We start from the raw sequence: 16,473 nt of genomic DNA on the forward strand, positions 1-16,473 counted from the left end.
ATCGCAATCAAGTCCAGCACACAAGGAGACACTCATGACATTCACACGCCGCCAGGCCCTCGCTGCCGCTCTCGGAACTCTGGGCGCAGGCGCCTTCGCGCCCGCATGGGCGCAGCAGTCCTTTCCCTCGTCGGTCATCAAGTTCGTCATCCCCACACCGGCGGGCGGCGGGCACGACACGATGATGCGGCTCATCGGCCAGAAGCTGACGGAGGCCTGGAGCCAGCCCTGCGTCGTCGAATCCAAGCCCGGCGCGAGCGGCGCCATTTCCGCCGCGTCGGTGGCGCAGGCGCCGGCAGACGGCCACACCGTCCTCGTGGGCTACAGCGCGCTGCTGAGCAACACCGTGCTCAACCCCAAGCCCGGCTACCGGCTGGAAGACCTGCAGCCGGTGGGCATGCTGGCGCTCACGCCGATTGCGATCGGCATTCGCGAGAGCCTGCCTGTGTCGACCCTCAAGCAATACGTCGCGCTCGCCAAGACGCGGCCGGGCAAGATCTCCTATGGCTCCTACGGCCCTGGCTCGGGCGGGCACTTCGTCGGCGAGCTGTTCAACATGGCGGCCGGGATCGACACTGTGCATGTGCCCTACAAGGGCGAGGCGCCCGCGCTGCAGGACCTGCTCGGCGGGCAGATCGATGCGGCCGTGGTCTCGGTCGGAGGGGTCAACCGCTACCCGGGCAAGATCAAGCCGCTGGCCGTGGCGAGCGCGACGCGCTTTCCCGCCTATCCCGATGTGCCGACCTTCGCCGAACTCGGCTACCCGCAGGTCGACATGCCGGGCTGGGCCGCCGCCTTCGTGCCGGCCAAGACGCCCAAGGCGGTCGTGGACAAGCTGACCGCCGAGATGAGCCGCATCGTGATGCTGCCGGACGTGCGCGCCAAGCTGCTGGAACTGGGCTTCGAGCCGGTGGCCTGGAACGCCGACAAGACGCGGCGCTTCATGAAGGACCAGCTTGCGTTGACGCAGAAGCTGGTGGATTCGGGACGGGTGAAGCTCTAAAGAATCGCAGCGCGGCCGTTCGCAAGCACCTGCACGCCGCGCTCCTTCACACTCGCGCGGAAGGCAATCTCCTCGCCGCCAACGCGCCAGCAGTCCAGCACCAAGGTCTCGCCGGGATACACCGGCGAGGTCAGGCGTGCGCGGATCGACTTCAGGCGCGATGCGTCATGCCCGCAGAACGCCGCCAGGATGCCGCGGCAGGCGTTGCCGTAGGTGGCGAGGCCATGCAGGATGGGCCGGGGAAAGCCCGCCTTGGCCGCCACGGCCGGATCGACGTGCAGCGGGTTGGTGTCGCCGGAGAGCCGGTAGAGCAGCGCCGCATCCGCGCGGGTCGGCAGCTCGATCGTCGTGTCCGGTGCCGAGTCCGGCGTCGCGAGTGCGGCGGGTGCGGGCTCGTCGCCGCCGCCGTTCTTCGAGAAGCCGCCATCGCCGCGCAGGAACAGCACCATCTCGACCGTAGCGACGAGGCGGCCATTGGCCTCGTCGGTGAGGGTCTTCTCCACATGCATCACCGCGCCCTTGCCCTCCCCCTTGTCGACGATGCGTGTGACGCGGCTCTCGCCGATCAGCGTGCCGGCCGCGGGCAGCGGCGAATGGATCGTCACGCACTGCTCGCCGTGCACCAGCTTCAGGAAGTCGATGCCTAGCTCCTTGCGGTCGCGCATCCAGAAGCCGGGCGATGCAAGCACCGCGGCCATGGTCGGCACGGCGCAGAGTTCCTTCTCGTAGACGAAGCGCAGTTCCTTCGCGGCCAGCGGGTCGGCGCCGAAGCCGACGCCCAGCGCGTAGAGGATGGTGTCCCGCTCGACATAGCCGTGGCGCACCGGGCCGGAGCGCCAGGCCTTGGTCTTCTCGTAGTCGATCATTCGCTTCGGTCCTTCTTCGGCCAGCGGAACTGCGCCGGCTCCTTGGCCGCGAAGCGGCGGATGGCCTCGCGGAAATACGCGCTGGACGAGGCGATGGCCTGCGACGTGGCCTCCATTTCCAGCATGGTGTTGAAGTCGCTCTGCAGCGTGGCGGCGAGCGCCTGCTTGGACAGGCTGAAGGCCGTGGGCGAGGCGCCCTCGAAGCCTTGGGCCAGTTCCATCGCGCGCGCAGGCAAGTCCTCGGGCGGCAGGGCCTCCAGGGCGAGGCCCATGCGCACGGCCTCCTCGGCGTCGAACTCGCGCGCCGAGTAGATCAGTTCCTTGGCACGCTGCAGCCCCACCACGCGGGGCAGCTGGTACCACGCACCGACGTCCGGCACCAGGCCGATGCGGTGGAACACCATGGCCAGGCGGGCGCGGGTGCTCACCAGCACGATGTCGGCGTAGAGCGCCATGCTGAGCCCCGCGCCGAAGGCCACGCCGTCGATCGCGGCGATCAGCGGCTTGTCCAGCCCCATCAGCGCGCGCGCCAGCTCGGCATAGCGCGCCATGCCCGCGCGGCGCTGCTCCACCGTGCGCGCGCCGCCTTCGCCCATGCCCTTCACGTCGCCGCCGGCGCAGAAGTCGCCGCCGGCGCCGGTGAGCACGACCGCGCGCACCTCGTCGTCGGCACGCAGCGCGCGCAAGGCGGCGCTCAGCGCGTCGGTGGTCGGGATGTCGATGGCGTTCTTCGCCGCGGGCCGGTTCAGCGTGAGGACGGCGACACCGCCCGTACGCTCCAGGAGAACGCTGTCGTCCGCCATGTCAGAGGCTGATGTGGAAGCCGCCATTGACGCCCAGGTGCTGGCCCGTGATGTAGCTGGAACCGTCCGACAGCAGGTAGCACACGCTCTTGACCACCTCGCCCGGCGTGGACCAGCGGCCCAGCGGGATCTGCGCGAGCATCTGGTCGCGGAACTTCTCGCCGCGCACCACTTCCGTCATCGGCGTCTCCACCACGCCGAAGCAGATCGAATTGGTGCGGATGTTGTAGCGCCCCCATTCGCGCGCCGCTGTCATCGTCATGCCGAGCATGCCGGCCTTGGCGGCCGCGTAGTTGATCTGCCCGATCGACCCCTTGCGCCCGGCGTCCGACGAGATGTTGACGATCGAGCCGCCCGTCTTGTCCCCGCCCTTGGCGCGCTCCACCATATGGCGGCCGACCGCGCGCATCCAGTAGAACGAGCCGGTGAGGTGCACGTCGATCACCTCCTGCCACTGCGTGTCGGTCATCTTGTCGATCATGGCCGGGCGGATGATGCCGGCGTTGTTGACCAGGCCGTGAACGGCGCCGAACTTCGCCACGGCATCGGCCACCGCGCGGTCGGCCACGGCCGGGTCGGCCACGCTGCCCTGCACGGCGAGGACGCGCGCTTGCGGCAAGGGCGAGACCGCGGCGTCGAGCGTCTGCCCGTTCAGGTCGACCGCGACCACGTTGGCGCCCAGCTCGATGGCCAGTTCCACGATGCCCTTGCCGATGCCCTGGCCGGCGCCGGTGACGACGATGGTGCGCCCTTGCAGGCTGACGATGGGGTCCACTGTTGCTGCTCCTTGCTTGCTTCGAGGATGTTGTCCGATGGTTGAACCAATGATATCCTACCCGCGAACTGTCGCTGGAGCAATCACATGACGATCAAACGCAAGGCCTGCATCGCGGGCGCCTACGAACATCCCACGCGCAAGGCCCCCGACAAGACGGTGGCGCAGCTGCACGCCGAATGCGCCCGCGGCGCGCTGCAGGACGCCGGCCTCACCCTGCAGGACGTGGACGGCTATTTCTGCGCCGGCGATGCCCCGGGCCTGGGTGCCAACAACATGGCCGACTACCTGGGCCTGACGCGGCTGCGCCATGTCGACAGCACCGACACCGGCGGCTCGGCCTACCTGATCCACGTCTCGCACGCCGCGCAGGCGATCGCCGCCGGCAAGTGCGACGTGGCGCTGGTCACGCTGGCGGGCCGGCCGCGCAGCGAGGGCTCCAGCGGCGTGGCGCCGCGGCTGGTCACTGCCAACACGCCTGACGTGCCCTGGGAAATGCCGTACAGCCCCGTCACGGTCAACATGTATGCGCTGGCGGCGGCGCGCCACATGCACGAGTACGGCACCACGAGCGAGCAGCTGGCGTGGATCAAGGTCGCGGCCGCGGCGCACGCGCAGCACAACCCGCACGCGATGCTGCGCGAGCCGGTGAGCGTGGAGGAAGTGCTGGCCTCGCCCATGATCTCGGACCCGCTGCACAAGCTGGACTGCTGCGTCGTCAGCGACGGCGGCGGCGCGCTGGTGGTGGTGCGGCCCGAGATCGCGGCCCGGCTCAAGCGCCCGGTGATCAACGTGCTGGGCGCGGGCGAAACCATCAAGGGGCAGCTCGGCGGCCAGGTGGACCTCACCTGGTCCGGCGCGGCGATGTCGGGCCCGATCGCGTTCGAGGAGGCGGGCGTGCGGCCGGCCGACATCCAGTACGCCTCGATCTACGACAGCTTCACCATCACCGTGCTGATGCAGTTGGAGGACCTGGGCTTCTGCAAGAAGGGCGAAGGCGGCCGCTTCGTGGCCGACGGCAACCTGATCTCCGGCGTGGGCAAGCTGCCCTTCAACACCGACGGCGGCGGCCTGTGCAACAACCACCCGGCCAACCGCGGCGGCATCACCAAGGTGATCGAGGCCGTGCGCCAGCTGCGCGGCGAGGCTCACCCCAAGGTGCAGGTGCCCGACTGCACGCTGGCCCTGGCGCAAGGCACGGGCGGCCTGCTCGGCTCGCGCCACGGCAGCGCCACCCTGATCATGGAAAGGCAATAAGCGATGACCACTCCTTCCACCGACCGGCCACTCGCGGCACCGCACGTCGACGCCGCCACCGAGTATTTCTGGGCCCGTGCCAGGGAAGGCCTGCTGTGCGCCAAGCGCTGCACGGACTGCGGCAAGCTCCACTGGTACCCACGCGCGCTGTGCCCCTTCTGCATGGGCGAGACCGAGTGGTGCGGCGTCTCGGGCCACGGCACGATCTACAGCGTGAGCGTCACGCGCCGGGCCGGGCCCATCCCGTACGCGATCGCCTACGTCGCACTCGACGAGGGCATCACGATGCTGACCAACATCGTCGACTGCGACCTCGACGCGCTGAAGATCGGCCAGCGCGTCGCGGTCACCTTCAAGCCGGCCGAGGGCGGCGCGATGATCCCGATGTTCAAGCCGGCCTGAACCCCATGGAGACGCTGGACTTCTCGATCGAGAACGCGGTCGGCTGGGTGCGCTTCACCCGGCCGGAGATCCACAACCCGCTGGACGTGGCGCTGCGCACCGACCTCATGACCGTGCTGGAGCAAGTGCGCAACGAACCGCCAGTGCGCGCGCTCGTGCTCACCGGCGGCGCGGGCACCTTCTGCGCGGGGGGCAATCTTCACGCGCTCCAGGAGCACGCGAACGCCGGCCCGGCCTACTGGCAGCGGCGCATCAACGCAGGCCTGCGGCTCACCGACGACCTGCTGAACCTGGGCTGCCCCGTGATCGCGGCGATCGACGGGCCGGCCATCGGCGCCGGCTTCGCGCTGGCGCTGTGCGCGGACATGATCCTGGCCAGCCCTCGCACGAAGTTCGCGATGGCGCATCTTCGCCTCGGGCTCGTGCCCGACCTCGGCGCGCTCTACCTGCTGCCGCGCGTGGTCGGCCTGCAGCGCGCGAAGGAGCTGGTGTTCTCCACGCGCGACATCGGCGCGGAGGAGGCCCGCGGGCTCGGCATCGTGATGGAAGTGCACGAGAGCGAAGCCCTCGAGGGCCGTGCACGGCAGGTGGCCGAGCGCATGGCCCACGCCGCGCCGACGGCGGTGGCGCTCACCAAGGCCATGCTCAACGCCTCGCTCGACGGCGACCGGCAGAGCGCCTTCGCACTCGAAGCCGCCAGCCAGGCGGCCGCCTTCGCGGCCCCGGAACCGGCAGCGCAGATCGAGGCGATCTTCGGCAAGCGCAAGCCGGCCTTCGGCGGCCTCGGGTCGCCCCGCGGTTGAAGCGGGGGCGCGTGCGCGGGGGAAACAAGCGCACCTTTCGCTTCGTCGGATTCGATATTAGAATGGTCTGACCAATTGCACAATTGAACCTGCCTGTTCACCCCACTTTCCACGGAGCCACCCATGCTCACCCCTGAAGACAACGAAACCCTCGTCCGCGTCGGCCCCGGCACCTCCATGGGCGGCCTGATGCGCCTGTACTGGATTCCCTTCCTCCCGGTCGCCGACCTGCCGGCCGGCGGCATGCCGCAGCGCGTGCGGCTGCTGGGCGAGGACCTGATCGCCTTTCGCGACAGCGAGGGACGCCTCGGCCTGGTGGACCACGCCTGCCCGCACCGCGGCGCGCCACTGGTCTTCGGCCGCAACGAGGACTGCGGCCTGCGCTGCGTCTATCACGGCTGGAAGTTCGGCACCGACGGCCACGTGCAGGAGCTGCCGGCCGAGCCGGCCGAGAGCCGGCTGAAGGACAAGGTCAGGCTCAAGGCCTACGCTTGCCGCGAGCGCAACGGCATCGCCTGGGCCTACATGGGCCCGCAGCAGGACGACCCGCCGCCGCTGCCGGAGATGGAGTGGAACCTGGTGCCGGCCGAGCGCGTGCATGTCAGCTTCCGCGTGCAGGAGTGCAACTGGCTCCAGGCGGTGGAGGGCGAGATCGACTCCGCCCACGCGGCCATCCTGCATGGCCGCATCGATGCGCAGGGCGCCATCAGCGACTGGATCGCCAAGCGCGACCTGCGTCCCACCTTCGAATGCCAGCGCCAGCCCTTCGGCATGAGCGTTGCCTCGCGCCGCAAGCTGGACGAGGAAACGAGCTACTGGCGGGTGAACCAGTTCCTGCTGCCCTTCTGGACCCTGGTGCCGCCGCAGTCGCAATACCCCGAGCTGTCGGGCCACGCCTGGGTGCCGATCGACGACCAGAACACGCTGTGCATCATGTTCTCCTACCACCCCTCGGAAAAGCTGTACGACAAGACGCGAGCGCTCTTCGAGAAGGGCCATGCGGGCCGCGAGACTGGCCATGCCAGCAACGACGCCTTCGCCCCGCGCCCGCCCACCGAGCCCTTTGCCAAGTACTGGACCCGGTACACGCGGCAGAACGCCTACCTCTTCAACTACGACGCCCAGACCAAGACCTGGTTCTCCGGCCTGCCTGGCCTCTGGGTCCAGGATGCGGCCTGCCAATCGGGCGTGGCTGCGATCTACGACCGCAGCAAGGAACACCTGGGCATCAGCGACACGGGCGTCGCGATGACGCGGCGCCTGCTGCTGGAAACGGTGCGCAACCTGAAGGGCAGCGGCACAGAACCGCAGGGCGTACGCGACCCGTCGACCTTCATGGTGCGTGCGGTGTCGCTCACGCTGCCGGCCGGCGTGCCATGGCAGGCGCACGGCGAGCACATGACTGGGCGGCTGGATGCCGGCTTCGGCTACACCCCGTGAGCGACCGTGAGCGACCTGCAACTGCTCCTGCACCAGCTGCGCCGCGAGGCCGAGGGCATCGTGTCCTACGAGTTCGTCGCGGCCGACGGCGGGCCGCTGCCGCCCTTTTCGGCCGGCGCCCACATCGACCTGCACCTGCCCGGCGGCCTGATTCGCAGCTATTCGCTGGCCAACGACCCGGCCGAGCGGCACCGCTACGTGATTGCGGTCGACCGCTCGGGCGACAGCCGCGGCGGCTCGGCCTGGATGCATTCCGTGCCGCGGCCCGGCGACCGCGTGGCCAGCAGTGCGCCGATCAATGACTTCCCGCTCTACGAGGATGCGCCGTTGTCGATCTTCATCGCAGGCGGCATCGGCATCACGCCCTTCGTGTCCATGGCCGCGCGGCTGAACGCGCTGGGGCATCCCTGGCGGCTGCACTATGCGGCGCGCTCGCCGATGCGCGCTGCTTACGCGAACGAGATGCAGGCGATGGACCGTACAGGCAACTCGGTCGCGCTGCGCTGCACGAGCGATGGCGCCGCACGCCCGGACATTGCCGCCATCGTGCGCGAGGCACCCGCCGGGGCGCATGTCTATTGCTGCGGCCCGAGCGGCATGCTCGACGCGTTCACCGCCGCGTGCCACGGCCTGGCGCCGCAGCGCGTCCACCTGGAACGCTTCAGCGCGAGCCAGGAGGCCGCCACCGCCGGAGGCTACGAGGTGATGCTGGCGCGCAGCGGCAAGTGCTTGAGCGTGGAGCCGGGCAAGACGTTGCTGGACACGCTGCTCGATGCAGGCGTCCCGGTCCAGTACTCATGCTCGCAAGGGATCTGCGGCACCTGCTGCACGCCGGTGCTGGAGGGCACGCCCGACCACCGGGACGACTACCTCACGCCCGAGGAGAGGGCGGCCAATCGCGCAATGATGGTGTGCTGCTCGGGCAGCCTCACGCCCCGCCTGGTGCTCGACCTGTGAGCCGCAGACCCGCTCCGAAGGCTCATGGCACCGCCGCCGCAGGCGAAGGCACTCCCGCAAGCACGTTCTTCCGGGACGCGCCCCAGATCCCGCTGACAGGCGCTCATGCGCTCCGGCGACGCGGCGCATGAAGGCGACGCAGCGCGAAGCCCGCCAGGACCGTGCCGGCAGCGATCGCCATCAGCGCGAAGCTCGTCGGAGAGTCGGGTTCGCCCGGTGCCGGAGGCGTCGCGACGGCGGCTGGCGCAGGCGCGGGCGCGGGCGTAGGGGCAGGCAGCTCGGCCGGCTGCGAGAAGGGGTTCAGGATCGCGCCGCCCGGACTTCTGTCGGGCGCGGCCTCGACAGTCGTGCTCGTGCTCGTGCTCGGGCTCTTGTCTTGCCAGGCCGGCCACGTCCCATCGTTCGGAAACACAACGGCGCCGTCGCCGGGAGGCTCGAGCGCGTTGGAGTCGGTTTCCGCATGGGCGGATGGAAGAACCGCGGCGAGCGAAAGCAGCACTGCAGCTGCGAGATTTTTGCGAATGGAGAGTTGCAGGAGTTGCATGTGAACGGTGCCTGCGGTTCATTCTGGGCCGCCCCTGTGACACACCCGTGAACCCGAACGGCCGGGGCCAAACCAGCCAGGCGACTGGCAGCAACGTGCCGTTCAACATTCACGGTTGCCGGGCACGCATCGCGGCAGAAGGCCGTATGTCATTCATCGTGGGGAGCAGGGGCGCGAGGCGGTAGGCCTGCGAAAGGGCGCACAGTGGTGCCCGGTCACATTTTCAGCCAAGGCGATGCGACACGGCGGCCGGTTGACCCGCGTCAGCCAGCACCCATTCCACAACGGGTATCGTTCAATCGATGGCCACATTTTTCAAGACGAGCCGCCTCTGGGTCGTGCACTACACGTGGAGAGGACGGCCGCGCCGCTGGTTCAAGGCGCTGCCTGAAGGTGCTGACGGGCCGGCCCTGCTTGCCGCTGAGCTGATGGACGTCCAGGGACCGCTGGCCCGCGTGGTCGAGATCCGCCCCGCGCTACCGCAGGAGGAGACGGATTACCTGCGCGGCAATCTACCCAAGAACATCCTTTGCCCAACCGGACGTCGCGGCAACCCTTGATCGAAGCCTGCGGCTGGCGTCCGCGGCGGCTTCAGTTCCTGAAGCCGCCGCAGGCGTCGTGGCGCGGACCCCGCAGGTGGGTCATGCCGCGCTCCTTGGCGCGCTGCTCCATCAGCTTGCGATGCTCGTCGCGAACCGCGCGGCATTCATCGGGCGTGCGGGCGCCGGCCATCTGCTTGCGATGCTCGGCGCGTTCCGCTTCGCTCATCATCGACCAGCCGGGTGTGTAGTTGCGCCCGAAGCGCGGCCCCATGCCACCGCGCGCGCCTGCGCCCGGCCCTCCCGGCCCGGGTGCGGAAGCCGCGGCCTGCGGGCCCTTGGGCGTCGCCGGCTGTGCCGGCGCAAGTCCGGAGGAAAAGAAAAGTGGCGCGGCGAGCGCCAGCAAGATGATCGATCGCATGGAAGCTCTCCTGAATGAGCATCGACGATAGATGAGCCACGTGGACCTGTTATTGAGCTTCGTCAAAGGGAGGCGTACGAGGGCGTTGCCCCCCGAAAGCACGTGAGACACGATTGATCACGACGCGCGTGAAACGCCGGCGAGCAGGCGGATCTGTTCCTGCGAGATCACGAGGTGCGGTCCGGAATCCGGGTACAAGACCCCAGTTGCGCACGCATGCGACGCCGAGATCGGCGCGCACTTCGCGCAACAGCAAGGTGTCCGGCGGCTCCAGGATGCCGACGCCGACTGGCACGAGAACGCCACCCAGGCCCACGGCCCCGGCGCGTACCTTGTCGGCCCAGGTCCCCATCAGGAAGAACTCACGGACAGTCCCAGCCCGCCGCAGCGGCGGCGACGGCATGTACCCAGCCGGCTCGAGCAGTCGGATGTGGCCAGCCAGTAAACCCCATTCCGGCTATCGCCGACCTCATCGGATGCGCCGGCGATACTATGAAGGGGAAGTGCCCGGGGTACCTGCATGGTGCAAGCGGCCAGCGAAGCGCCACAAACGACGAAGCCCTTGATCCTCTTACGAATCAAGGGCTCCTGTGAATGGTGGCCTGGGGCGGAATCGAACCACCGACACGCCTTCGACCTCGTTAGCCCGTTGATTTGATTGGATTTTTTCGACGGATACGAAGAGGGAGTGTACTACTACGCTGTACCACCCCATGCAGGCTATCGGCCGCGCACGGGCTCTCCGGTGCTCGTTGGTCTGTGTCGGAGCGTTACGATCGCCTCTTTTTGCGCGTCTTTGGCGCCGGGGAAGTCGAATGGTCAGGAGCACCAGGACCGCGGGCAAGCTAGCAGCGGCTTTACAGGCGAAAAACGGAACGGACTCGGAGTACTGGTCGTATAAGCGCATGGCGCAGCGTTCCGGCCTCCACGGGATCATTCGTTATCCAGCAATGATGGTGCCACGGATGCAAGCGGATGTTCTCGACGCTGTCGCAAGCACACATCCCGGGCTTACTCGCGTACTGGACCCTTTCGTGGGGTCCGGAACAACACTGGTTGAAGCCGTGCGCCGCGGAATGTCATTTGAAGGATATGACATCAATCCCTTGGCAATTCTGATCTGTCGCGCCAAATTATTGAGTCTATCCCCCTCTGCCGTGCAACGAAAAACAGAGGCACTTGTGGCACGTCTCGAAAGCGATAGATCCCAAACAATCTCCGTAGACTTTCCCGGAAGAGACAAGTGGTTTACCCACAAGACATGCGTTGGACTATCGCGCCTTCGTCGCGCCATAGCTGATGAATCCAATATGAGATTGCGTCAGTTTTTTTGGGTAGTGTTTAGCGAAACCATTAGGCAAACCAGCCTCAGCCGCGAAAGCACCTACAAGCTTCATATCCGACCCAAGAACGAAGCCGTTCTGCTCGGGGAGCCAGTAGATTGCTTTAAGGAATTGGCATCTAACGCGTGCACTCGCTATTATCATCACAGCGCAGAACGCGGTACTCAGCAACGTCGTAGCGGCAAGACCCAATTGCGATGCCTAGATATCAGGAAGATTAAAGCATCTGTACATTCGCCCGCGCAACTCTTACTTACCTCTCCGCCTTATGGAGACAATCAGTCGACAATACCCTACGGACAATTTTCATACCTAGCGTTAAGTTGGATTCCCAACGCCGATTTGGAGGGGAATTTCTCCTTCCGGGACTCCGCTTATGCAATTGACACCGCCAGCTTAGGCGGCAGCACACGAAATTACATGGAGCGTGCGGCGCTCATGGCGGCTGTATTGCCCAGCTTCAAACAATTCTTTGATAAGTTATGCGTTCAACGGCGATCTGATCTCGAAGCAAAAGCAGCCTCATTTACCGCCGACTTTTTTGATGCCGTAGGTGCTTCTCTAGGTCGCTTGGAACAAGGAGGAATCGCTGCCTGGACGTTAGGCGACCGATGCATTGGGGGGATTCGTGTACCACTAGTAGACATCTGTCGAGAGATCAATCAGTTCTTTGACATGTCACCTATCGTTGAGATTCCGCGTCAAATTCACTCAAAGCGAATGCCTCATCGAACTGCTATGGGAGCAACTATGGCAAAGGAAACACTACTTGTAATGACCAAAATCTGAAAGTGCGCAGCACCTAACTTACGCGACTTTTGTGGCAACAATTAATCGCTCACTTTGAAGCGAGGCCGGCTGTCGGCGACGAAGTCCTATTTTTCGGCTTATGGAAAGATCAATACTGAATCCCGCTGCGATCAACATCCTTGTCACTTCATCCAAGGCCGCAACTCTTTTCGCCGATTCACCTATGACAAACGCCGCCGAATGCGACGGTTTCAATATGCGATAGATTTGCCGCATCACATCACCCAATTCTTGGGTATATTCCGCAAACGCAGCTTGTCTATGTCTTTTGCTTCGCGCCCCTATTTCGTCAGTACGAAACTGTTCGATCCCCAGCCCAAACCATTCGAAACTCAATCTCTGTGATTTGATGTAATCTACAACTCCAAAATAGGGGGGCGACGTAACCACAAGATCAACTGTACCCTCCCCAAGCTCCTTGAGCCTTTCCGCCGCATCGCCTTCTTCCACCGTTATTTCGCCAGCCTGGAGGATCGTGGGAGCTAGCTGACGTCTGTCTCGGCGTCGGTATGCATCTATTACAGCTTCAATTCGCTCACGAAAGACCATAAACGCATCTACGTATCTCCTTTCCAGAGGCCGTACATTGTCGCAAACGTACCCCCAGGATCGAGTTTCCGCACAACAACTCATCAACGAGGAACTAAAGCAAAAAAGGGCAAGATCATGCAAATCTTCGCCGACTTTGGACCGTATAAACGACCAAATCCTTGCCAACTGTGCTCCAGTCTCTGCATGATACCATTTGCCCAATTGAACCTCGGCCGGAACTTGAATCTCACCCGGCGCATCAATCATCAAAAAGGCCGTTAATTGATCGATCAATGCGAGCAGCTCGGCTTCAATTTCAGAACTGCTTTTTGGGATTGTTTTAGCCCTGGACACCAGGCATGAGATAGGGTTGATGTCGATTCCGAGTGCTGACCGGCCTAGACGTGAGGCTTCCACAAGAGTCGTGCCCGAGCCACAAAATGGGTCGACAACAAACGCCCTCTCACTTGTGAGGCTCCCGATGAGCGCCGCCGGTATCTGAGGCACGAATCTGCCGGGATGAAAATGCAGGTCTGCAAATGGGGAATCAGATTTATCCCCAGCGAAGTCCCAATCTAATTCGTTGAGCCTAGAAATCAAAACGTTCGCTTTTTGCAATTGTACCTTCACCTTGTGCGACTACACGCATAAAATCCTCGGCCAGCACATCGTTATCTGCAAGCAGTTTCACGACAGCATGTTCAGCTAAGCGACGACGATGCGCAGAGACCAGTCTTTTGGAAAAGACTGAGATCACCAAGCTTTTGGAAGTTGCACCCAACGTCCGCTCGACTCCAGCTTCATTGGCGAACTTCACCTCTTTCTCGAAGCTACCCCGCTCCTTAAATACATATACCCAGGGCTCCTCACCAAGCATCTCCTTCAGATTATCCGTGACCATCTCCTCTATGGATGCTCTGGGCAGATCAAATAATTTCGCCGCCTTCCAACGAATCTGTATGGTTGTAATAGGGAACGGCAGTTGTCCAAGGTACTGCTGCTCTATAAGCAAGCCTATTTCGCGATCACTCGAAAGGCGGCTTAGTAATGACTCGTCGTGCAAAAACCAGTCCTCAGAAGAAATCAATCCTCGCAAAAGCCCTTGTTTGATAGCATAAGTAAGAACGGTTTGACTGGCCACTGTCGCTTCGTCAAACACTAGTACGTTATAAACAGCACGTCGAAGATTTGCCCAGCTCTCAAGGGCTGGGACATGCTCGTCAGCGAGTCGCAAGCGGCCATCATCGTCAATGTCGATATGCGCAGCCAAAACCTCTGGACTTGCATTTCCTGAGCTGAGTTCGGGCAAGCCCAAGGACCACGCCATTCTCCATACGTTGTCTAGGTTGTCAAAATCAACAACACCAAAAATGAGTTTCGATAGATGATGGCGCTTGGTTAAAATCGCCTTCACCAGCTCCAGATCTATTCCTCTCCGCTCAATGTAATCAAGTACCTTTGGCCTTCGCCCTGCAAATATTTGTTGGGCGGTCGATGCAGAGCTATAGGCTTTCAGCAATGTAGTGACTGCCGCACTCTCATGATCCCATCCGATGGTTTCTTTGAGGACGTACTCAAACAGATGACCAAATGGAGGGGTTGCCACATCATGGAGAATGATCGCCACCTCAAGCGCATCTACATCTTTTGTCGCATACCTTTTTCCGACAGTTCGCTTCCACAAGCCAAACAAATGCAAAACCCCCAGAGTATGCGCATAGCGTCGAAGCTCGCTTAGTGTCGCTAAGGTTGGGGTTATCGAATTCAGTAGACGGATTTGCGAGAGTCTACGGACCTCTGGAAGGACACACAGATCTCGAGAAATCTCCGAAAGACTGTATCGGCCGTAAAGAGGGTCATAAATGTTCACTCGCCGCCTCTTCCGATTAGGTGAGAAAATGCCGCACGTGAAACGGGCAGCGCCGCTGCAAGAAATGGTAGGAACTGTGAAATGGGTTCTGGGGTTTTAGTCGACGCGAGGTAGACGTAATTTAAGATCTCTATTGAGAGTAGACTGGATGGGACGTAGCGACCGAGGATCACTACTCCAGTCGCGATCCAGAGCAAAATTACGAATGCATAGACAAGTTTGGTGGGTTTGCCACTGGGGCTGGGCTGGAGTACGTAAAGCCAAGCCTTTGCAACATGCAACGCCGCGCTTTTCTTTAGAACACCCTTAGCGACGGCCTCCAAGGAGATTCCCGCAAGCCCCTGCTCAACCATGCTAGGCAAGTCCTGCCCGCCTCGAAATAAACCGTCGTCGTCGAGCTGATCTAGTAGGGCAGGTGCAATATCAAGAGCCAAAGCTCGCTGTCCGGCCGTAGCAGCATCTGACAATGCGACCATTGGCAGGACTAGACTCGGTGGCAATATAAAGTAGTCTCGACCAAAAGAGCCATTGCTCCTGACACAGTCGTAGAAGAAGACCCTTCGATCGGGGAAATCTCGTTGCTGCACGGCTTCTTTAAAGGCCGCTCGGATGGGCTTGCTTGCTTTTCCTCCCTTGACGAGGATTACAGCGGCTGCGACTAGTGTTGCGTGCCGAGCCAACACTGATCTATTTCCTGCATACGCGTTTTCCAGGACTTCAGCCGTGTCCTTTAGCATGGCCGTGATTTGGCCGCGCAGGCCACTGTGACTCGCGTGTCCCAGTCGTCGAATTATCTCAACGAGAAAAAGAACAATCACGGCTGTCGCGACTTCAGAGGGTCGCTCGACAAACTGTGTATGTTGGAACTGCTGAGGGACACTGTATGCCGGCCATAGGTGCGTTGCGTTGGAACAGCGACCTAGCAGCTTTTGAAGCTGATCAAGCATTAGATTGTCAGCTTGCTGATCGAGGCGAGGCGCCAAAGCGCAAGCCATCATTGCAAGCTTGAGACTATGAGCAAGCTCGACTTCTGCAGCCGCTGTGCCGACAAAGGCCACCAAATTGGCCCTCGCGTTAACAGCCGCCGCGTCGTCGCGGCCCCCGAGGCTCAGAATGATGGCAGCGCACGTTGAGCCGTAGACACCGACCTGAGCATCCGGCTTCGGGTCTACGACGAATTGCCCCCAGTGCAAATGAGCAAGAGAGCCCGCATTTGCAATGCTGATAACTTTTGCTTGAAGCCTTTGCGTAAGGTGCCGCGCCTGTTGGCCCAACGTGTCCGGAGTGCTCATAAGCCCTTCAGCACTCTACGCAGCGCCGCGGCGTTGTTGGCTGTCCATTGCAGGTCTGGCATGTCACGCCAGCTCGCCCGGCCCGAGGCACCCAGTTGCTCAGCTACAAGTGCGCGGGCAAATTGTCGCGGTAGTTCACCATTAGGCAAGAACACGTGGAATGGCCCTGTTATCTTTCCGGCGAGTAAATACTGACCCCTATCAGCACCGTAGTTTACCGCATCAATAAGGCTTTGAAATTTGCATCCATCGTGCCCAAAATAATCAACGAATGGAGAAGTGGATAGCTCGGCGCTAGGAATCAGAAGAAAATGAGGATGGAAGCAGTGTGCTCTACCCTCTTCGGCAATTCCGCACACGGCCATGTTGCCGTGCTCAACAAGAAAGCACTCACCAAATTCCGTAGAAAGTCTCTCGGCGACGGACGTCGCGTATTCAGAGTATTGGCGCCGGAGCTGCGCATTCGCCTCGGCTAGTCCTTCTATATGGTCGTGCGTTGCGACCACAGCATATCCATCTGCAAGCGGCCCTAGCCCAGCGACCGTATATCCCGCTTCGCTCACATTTGACAGGAGCGCCGCATTAGGGCGGCATAGGAAGCAGTCGGTTCGTGTCGCCTCATCCTGCAGTTCGTCACTTATCCGAGTCAAGTCGGTTCTCCGTCGATTCGCAATACATACCCTGCAGAAAAACGTCCGCGAGCACACGCTTTTGCGATCGCAGCTGCACGAAGACTCGACTCGTCATAGCCTAGTTCCGCAGTGATCGCTACGAGCACCTCCAAGACGTCAGCGCACTCGTCGATGCTAGGCCGCTC

At 62.8% G+C, this 16,473-nt stretch carries 17 protein-coding genes; 8 read left to right on the top strand and 9 right to left on the bottom strand.

What is annotated here, in order from left to right:
* Positions 1 to 34: 34 nt before the first annotated feature.
* Positions 35 to 1,003: a Bug family tripartite tricarboxylate transporter substrate binding protein gene (locus E5P3_RS27315; RefSeq protein ID WP_162588818.1), complete on the top strand. Its 969-nt coding sequence runs from the start codon at positions 35 to 37 to the stop codon at positions 1,001 to 1,003.
* On the opposite strand, the gene E5P3_RS27320 is transcribed toward E5P3_RS27315, so the two are convergent.
* Genes E5P3_RS27320 through E5P3_RS27330 form a run of 3 tightly spaced genes read right to left on the bottom strand, consistent with a single transcriptional unit; the run spans position 1,000 to position 3,447 of the window.
* Complete coding sequence (locus tag E5P3_RS27320) at positions 1,000 to 1,869, bottom strand: MaoC/PaaZ C-terminal domain-containing protein (protein ID WP_162588819.1); 870 nt, start codon at positions 1,867 to 1,869, stop codon at positions 1,000 to 1,002. The genes E5P3_RS27315 and E5P3_RS27320 overlap by 4 nt on opposite strands.
* Positions 1,866 to 2,672 (bottom strand): enoyl-CoA hydratase/isomerase family protein, encoded by an 807-nt coding sequence (locus tag E5P3_RS27325; protein WP_162588820.1) that lies wholly within the window; start codon positions 2,670 to 2,672, stop codon positions 1,866 to 1,868. The genes E5P3_RS27320 and E5P3_RS27325 overlap by 4 nt, the downstream gene beginning before the upstream one ends.
* A gap of 1 nt (position 2,673) precedes the next feature.
* Entirely contained in the window at positions 2,674 to 3,447 is a 774-nt protein-coding gene (locus tag E5P3_RS27330; RefSeq protein ID WP_162588821.1) for an SDR family NAD(P)-dependent oxidoreductase, read from the bottom strand.
* An 87-nt stretch (positions 3,448 to 3,534) separates the two neighbouring features.
* Here E5P3_RS27330 and E5P3_RS27335 point away from each other — a divergent pair, with 87 nt between their 5' ends.
* The 5 genes from E5P3_RS27335 to E5P3_RS27355 all read left to right on the top strand — a co-directional run bounded on the left by E5P3_RS27335 (position 3,535) and on the right by E5P3_RS27355 (position 8,306).
* Positions 3,535 to 4,704: a thiolase domain-containing protein gene (locus E5P3_RS27335; protein WP_162588822.1), complete on the top strand. Its 1,170-nt coding sequence runs from the start codon at positions 3,535 to 3,537 to the stop codon at positions 4,702 to 4,704.
* A 3-nt stretch (positions 4,705 to 4,707) separates the two neighbouring features.
* The gene (locus E5P3_RS27340; RefSeq protein WP_162588823.1) at positions 4,708 to 5,106 is read left to right on the top strand and encodes a Zn-ribbon domain-containing OB-fold protein; all 399 of its coding nucleotides are present in this window, start codon (positions 4,708 to 4,710) and stop codon (positions 5,104 to 5,106) included.
* A 5-nt stretch (positions 5,107 to 5,111) separates the two neighbouring features.
* Positions 5,112 to 5,909: an enoyl-CoA hydratase/isomerase family protein gene (locus tag E5P3_RS27345; RefSeq protein WP_162588824.1), complete on the top strand. Its 798-nt coding sequence runs from the start codon at positions 5,112 to 5,114 to the stop codon at positions 5,907 to 5,909.
* A 123-nt stretch (positions 5,910 to 6,032) separates the two neighbouring features.
* Positions 6,033 to 7,349, top strand: coding sequence for a Rieske 2Fe-2S domain-containing protein (locus E5P3_RS27350; RefSeq protein ID WP_162588825.1), 1,317 nt, complete (start codon positions 6,033 to 6,035; stop codon positions 7,347 to 7,349).
* Positions 7,350 to 7,355: 6 nt separating this feature from the next.
* Entirely contained in the window at positions 7,356 to 8,306 is a 951-nt protein-coding gene (locus tag E5P3_RS27355) for a PDR/VanB family oxidoreductase (RefSeq protein ID WP_162588826.1), read from the top strand.
* Positions 8,307 to 8,409: 103 nt separating this feature from the next.
* Here E5P3_RS27355 and E5P3_RS27360 read toward each other — a convergent pair whose 3' ends face one another.
* Positions 8,410 to 8,850, bottom strand: a complete 441-nt coding sequence (locus E5P3_RS27360; RefSeq protein WP_162588827.1) for a hypothetical protein — start codon at positions 8,848 to 8,850, stop codon at positions 8,410 to 8,412.
* Positions 8,851 to 9,152: 302 nt separating this feature from the next.
* On the opposite strand from E5P3_RS27360, the gene E5P3_RS27365 reads away from it, so the two are divergent.
* Entirely contained in the window at positions 9,153 to 9,410 is a 258-nt protein-coding gene (locus E5P3_RS27365; protein ID WP_162588828.1) for a hypothetical protein, read from the top strand.
* 31 nt (positions 9,411 to 9,441) lie between these two features.
* Here E5P3_RS27365 and E5P3_RS27370 read toward each other — a convergent pair whose 3' ends face one another.
* A complete protein-coding gene (locus E5P3_RS27370; protein ID WP_162588829.1) occupies positions 9,442 to 9,810 on the bottom strand; it encodes a hypothetical protein in 369 nt (122 codons plus the stop codon).
* 815 nt (positions 9,811 to 10,625) lie between these two features.
* Here E5P3_RS27370 and E5P3_RS27375 point away from each other — a divergent pair.
* Positions 10,626 to 11,942: a hypothetical protein gene (locus tag E5P3_RS27375; protein WP_162588830.1), complete on the top strand. Its 1,317-nt coding sequence runs from the start codon at positions 10,626 to 10,628 to the stop codon at positions 11,940 to 11,942.
* An 18-nt stretch (positions 11,943 to 11,960) separates the two neighbouring features.
* Here E5P3_RS27375 and E5P3_RS27380 read toward each other — a convergent pair whose 3' ends face one another.
* Genes E5P3_RS27380 through E5P3_RS27395 form a run of 4 tightly spaced genes read right to left on the bottom strand, consistent with a single transcriptional unit; the run spans position 11,961 to position 16,162 of the window.
* The gene (locus tag E5P3_RS27380; RefSeq protein ID WP_162588831.1) at positions 11,961 to 13,112 is read right to left on the bottom strand and encodes a DNA methyltransferase; all 1,152 of its coding nucleotides are present in this window, start codon (positions 13,110 to 13,112) and stop codon (positions 11,961 to 11,963) included.
* Positions 13,084 to 14,364 (bottom strand): HD domain-containing protein, encoded by a 1,281-nt coding sequence (locus tag E5P3_RS27385; RefSeq protein WP_162588832.1) that lies wholly within the window; start codon positions 14,362 to 14,364, stop codon positions 13,084 to 13,086. Before E5P3_RS27385 ends, E5P3_RS27380 begins: the two co-directional genes overlap by 29 nt.
* Positions 14,361 to 15,656 carry a hypothetical protein gene (locus E5P3_RS27390; protein WP_162588833.1) on the bottom strand — a complete coding sequence of 432 codons (1,296 nt, stop codon included), beginning with the start codon at positions 15,654 to 15,656 and terminating at the stop codon, positions 14,361 to 14,363. The genes E5P3_RS27385 and E5P3_RS27390 overlap by 4 nt, the downstream gene beginning before the upstream one ends.
* A complete protein-coding gene (locus E5P3_RS27395; protein WP_162588834.1) occupies positions 15,653 to 16,162 on the bottom strand; it encodes a hypothetical protein in 510 nt (169 codons plus the stop codon). The genes E5P3_RS27390 and E5P3_RS27395 overlap by 4 nt, the downstream gene beginning before the upstream one ends.
* Between the last annotated feature and the right edge of the window lie 311 nt (positions 16,163 to 16,473).

Origin of the sequence: Variovorax sp. RA8 (genome assembly GCF_901827175.1) — a bacterium.
In the GTDB taxonomy this organism is placed as follows: domain Bacteria; phylum Pseudomonadota; class Gammaproteobacteria; order Burkholderiales; family Burkholderiaceae_C; genus Variovorax.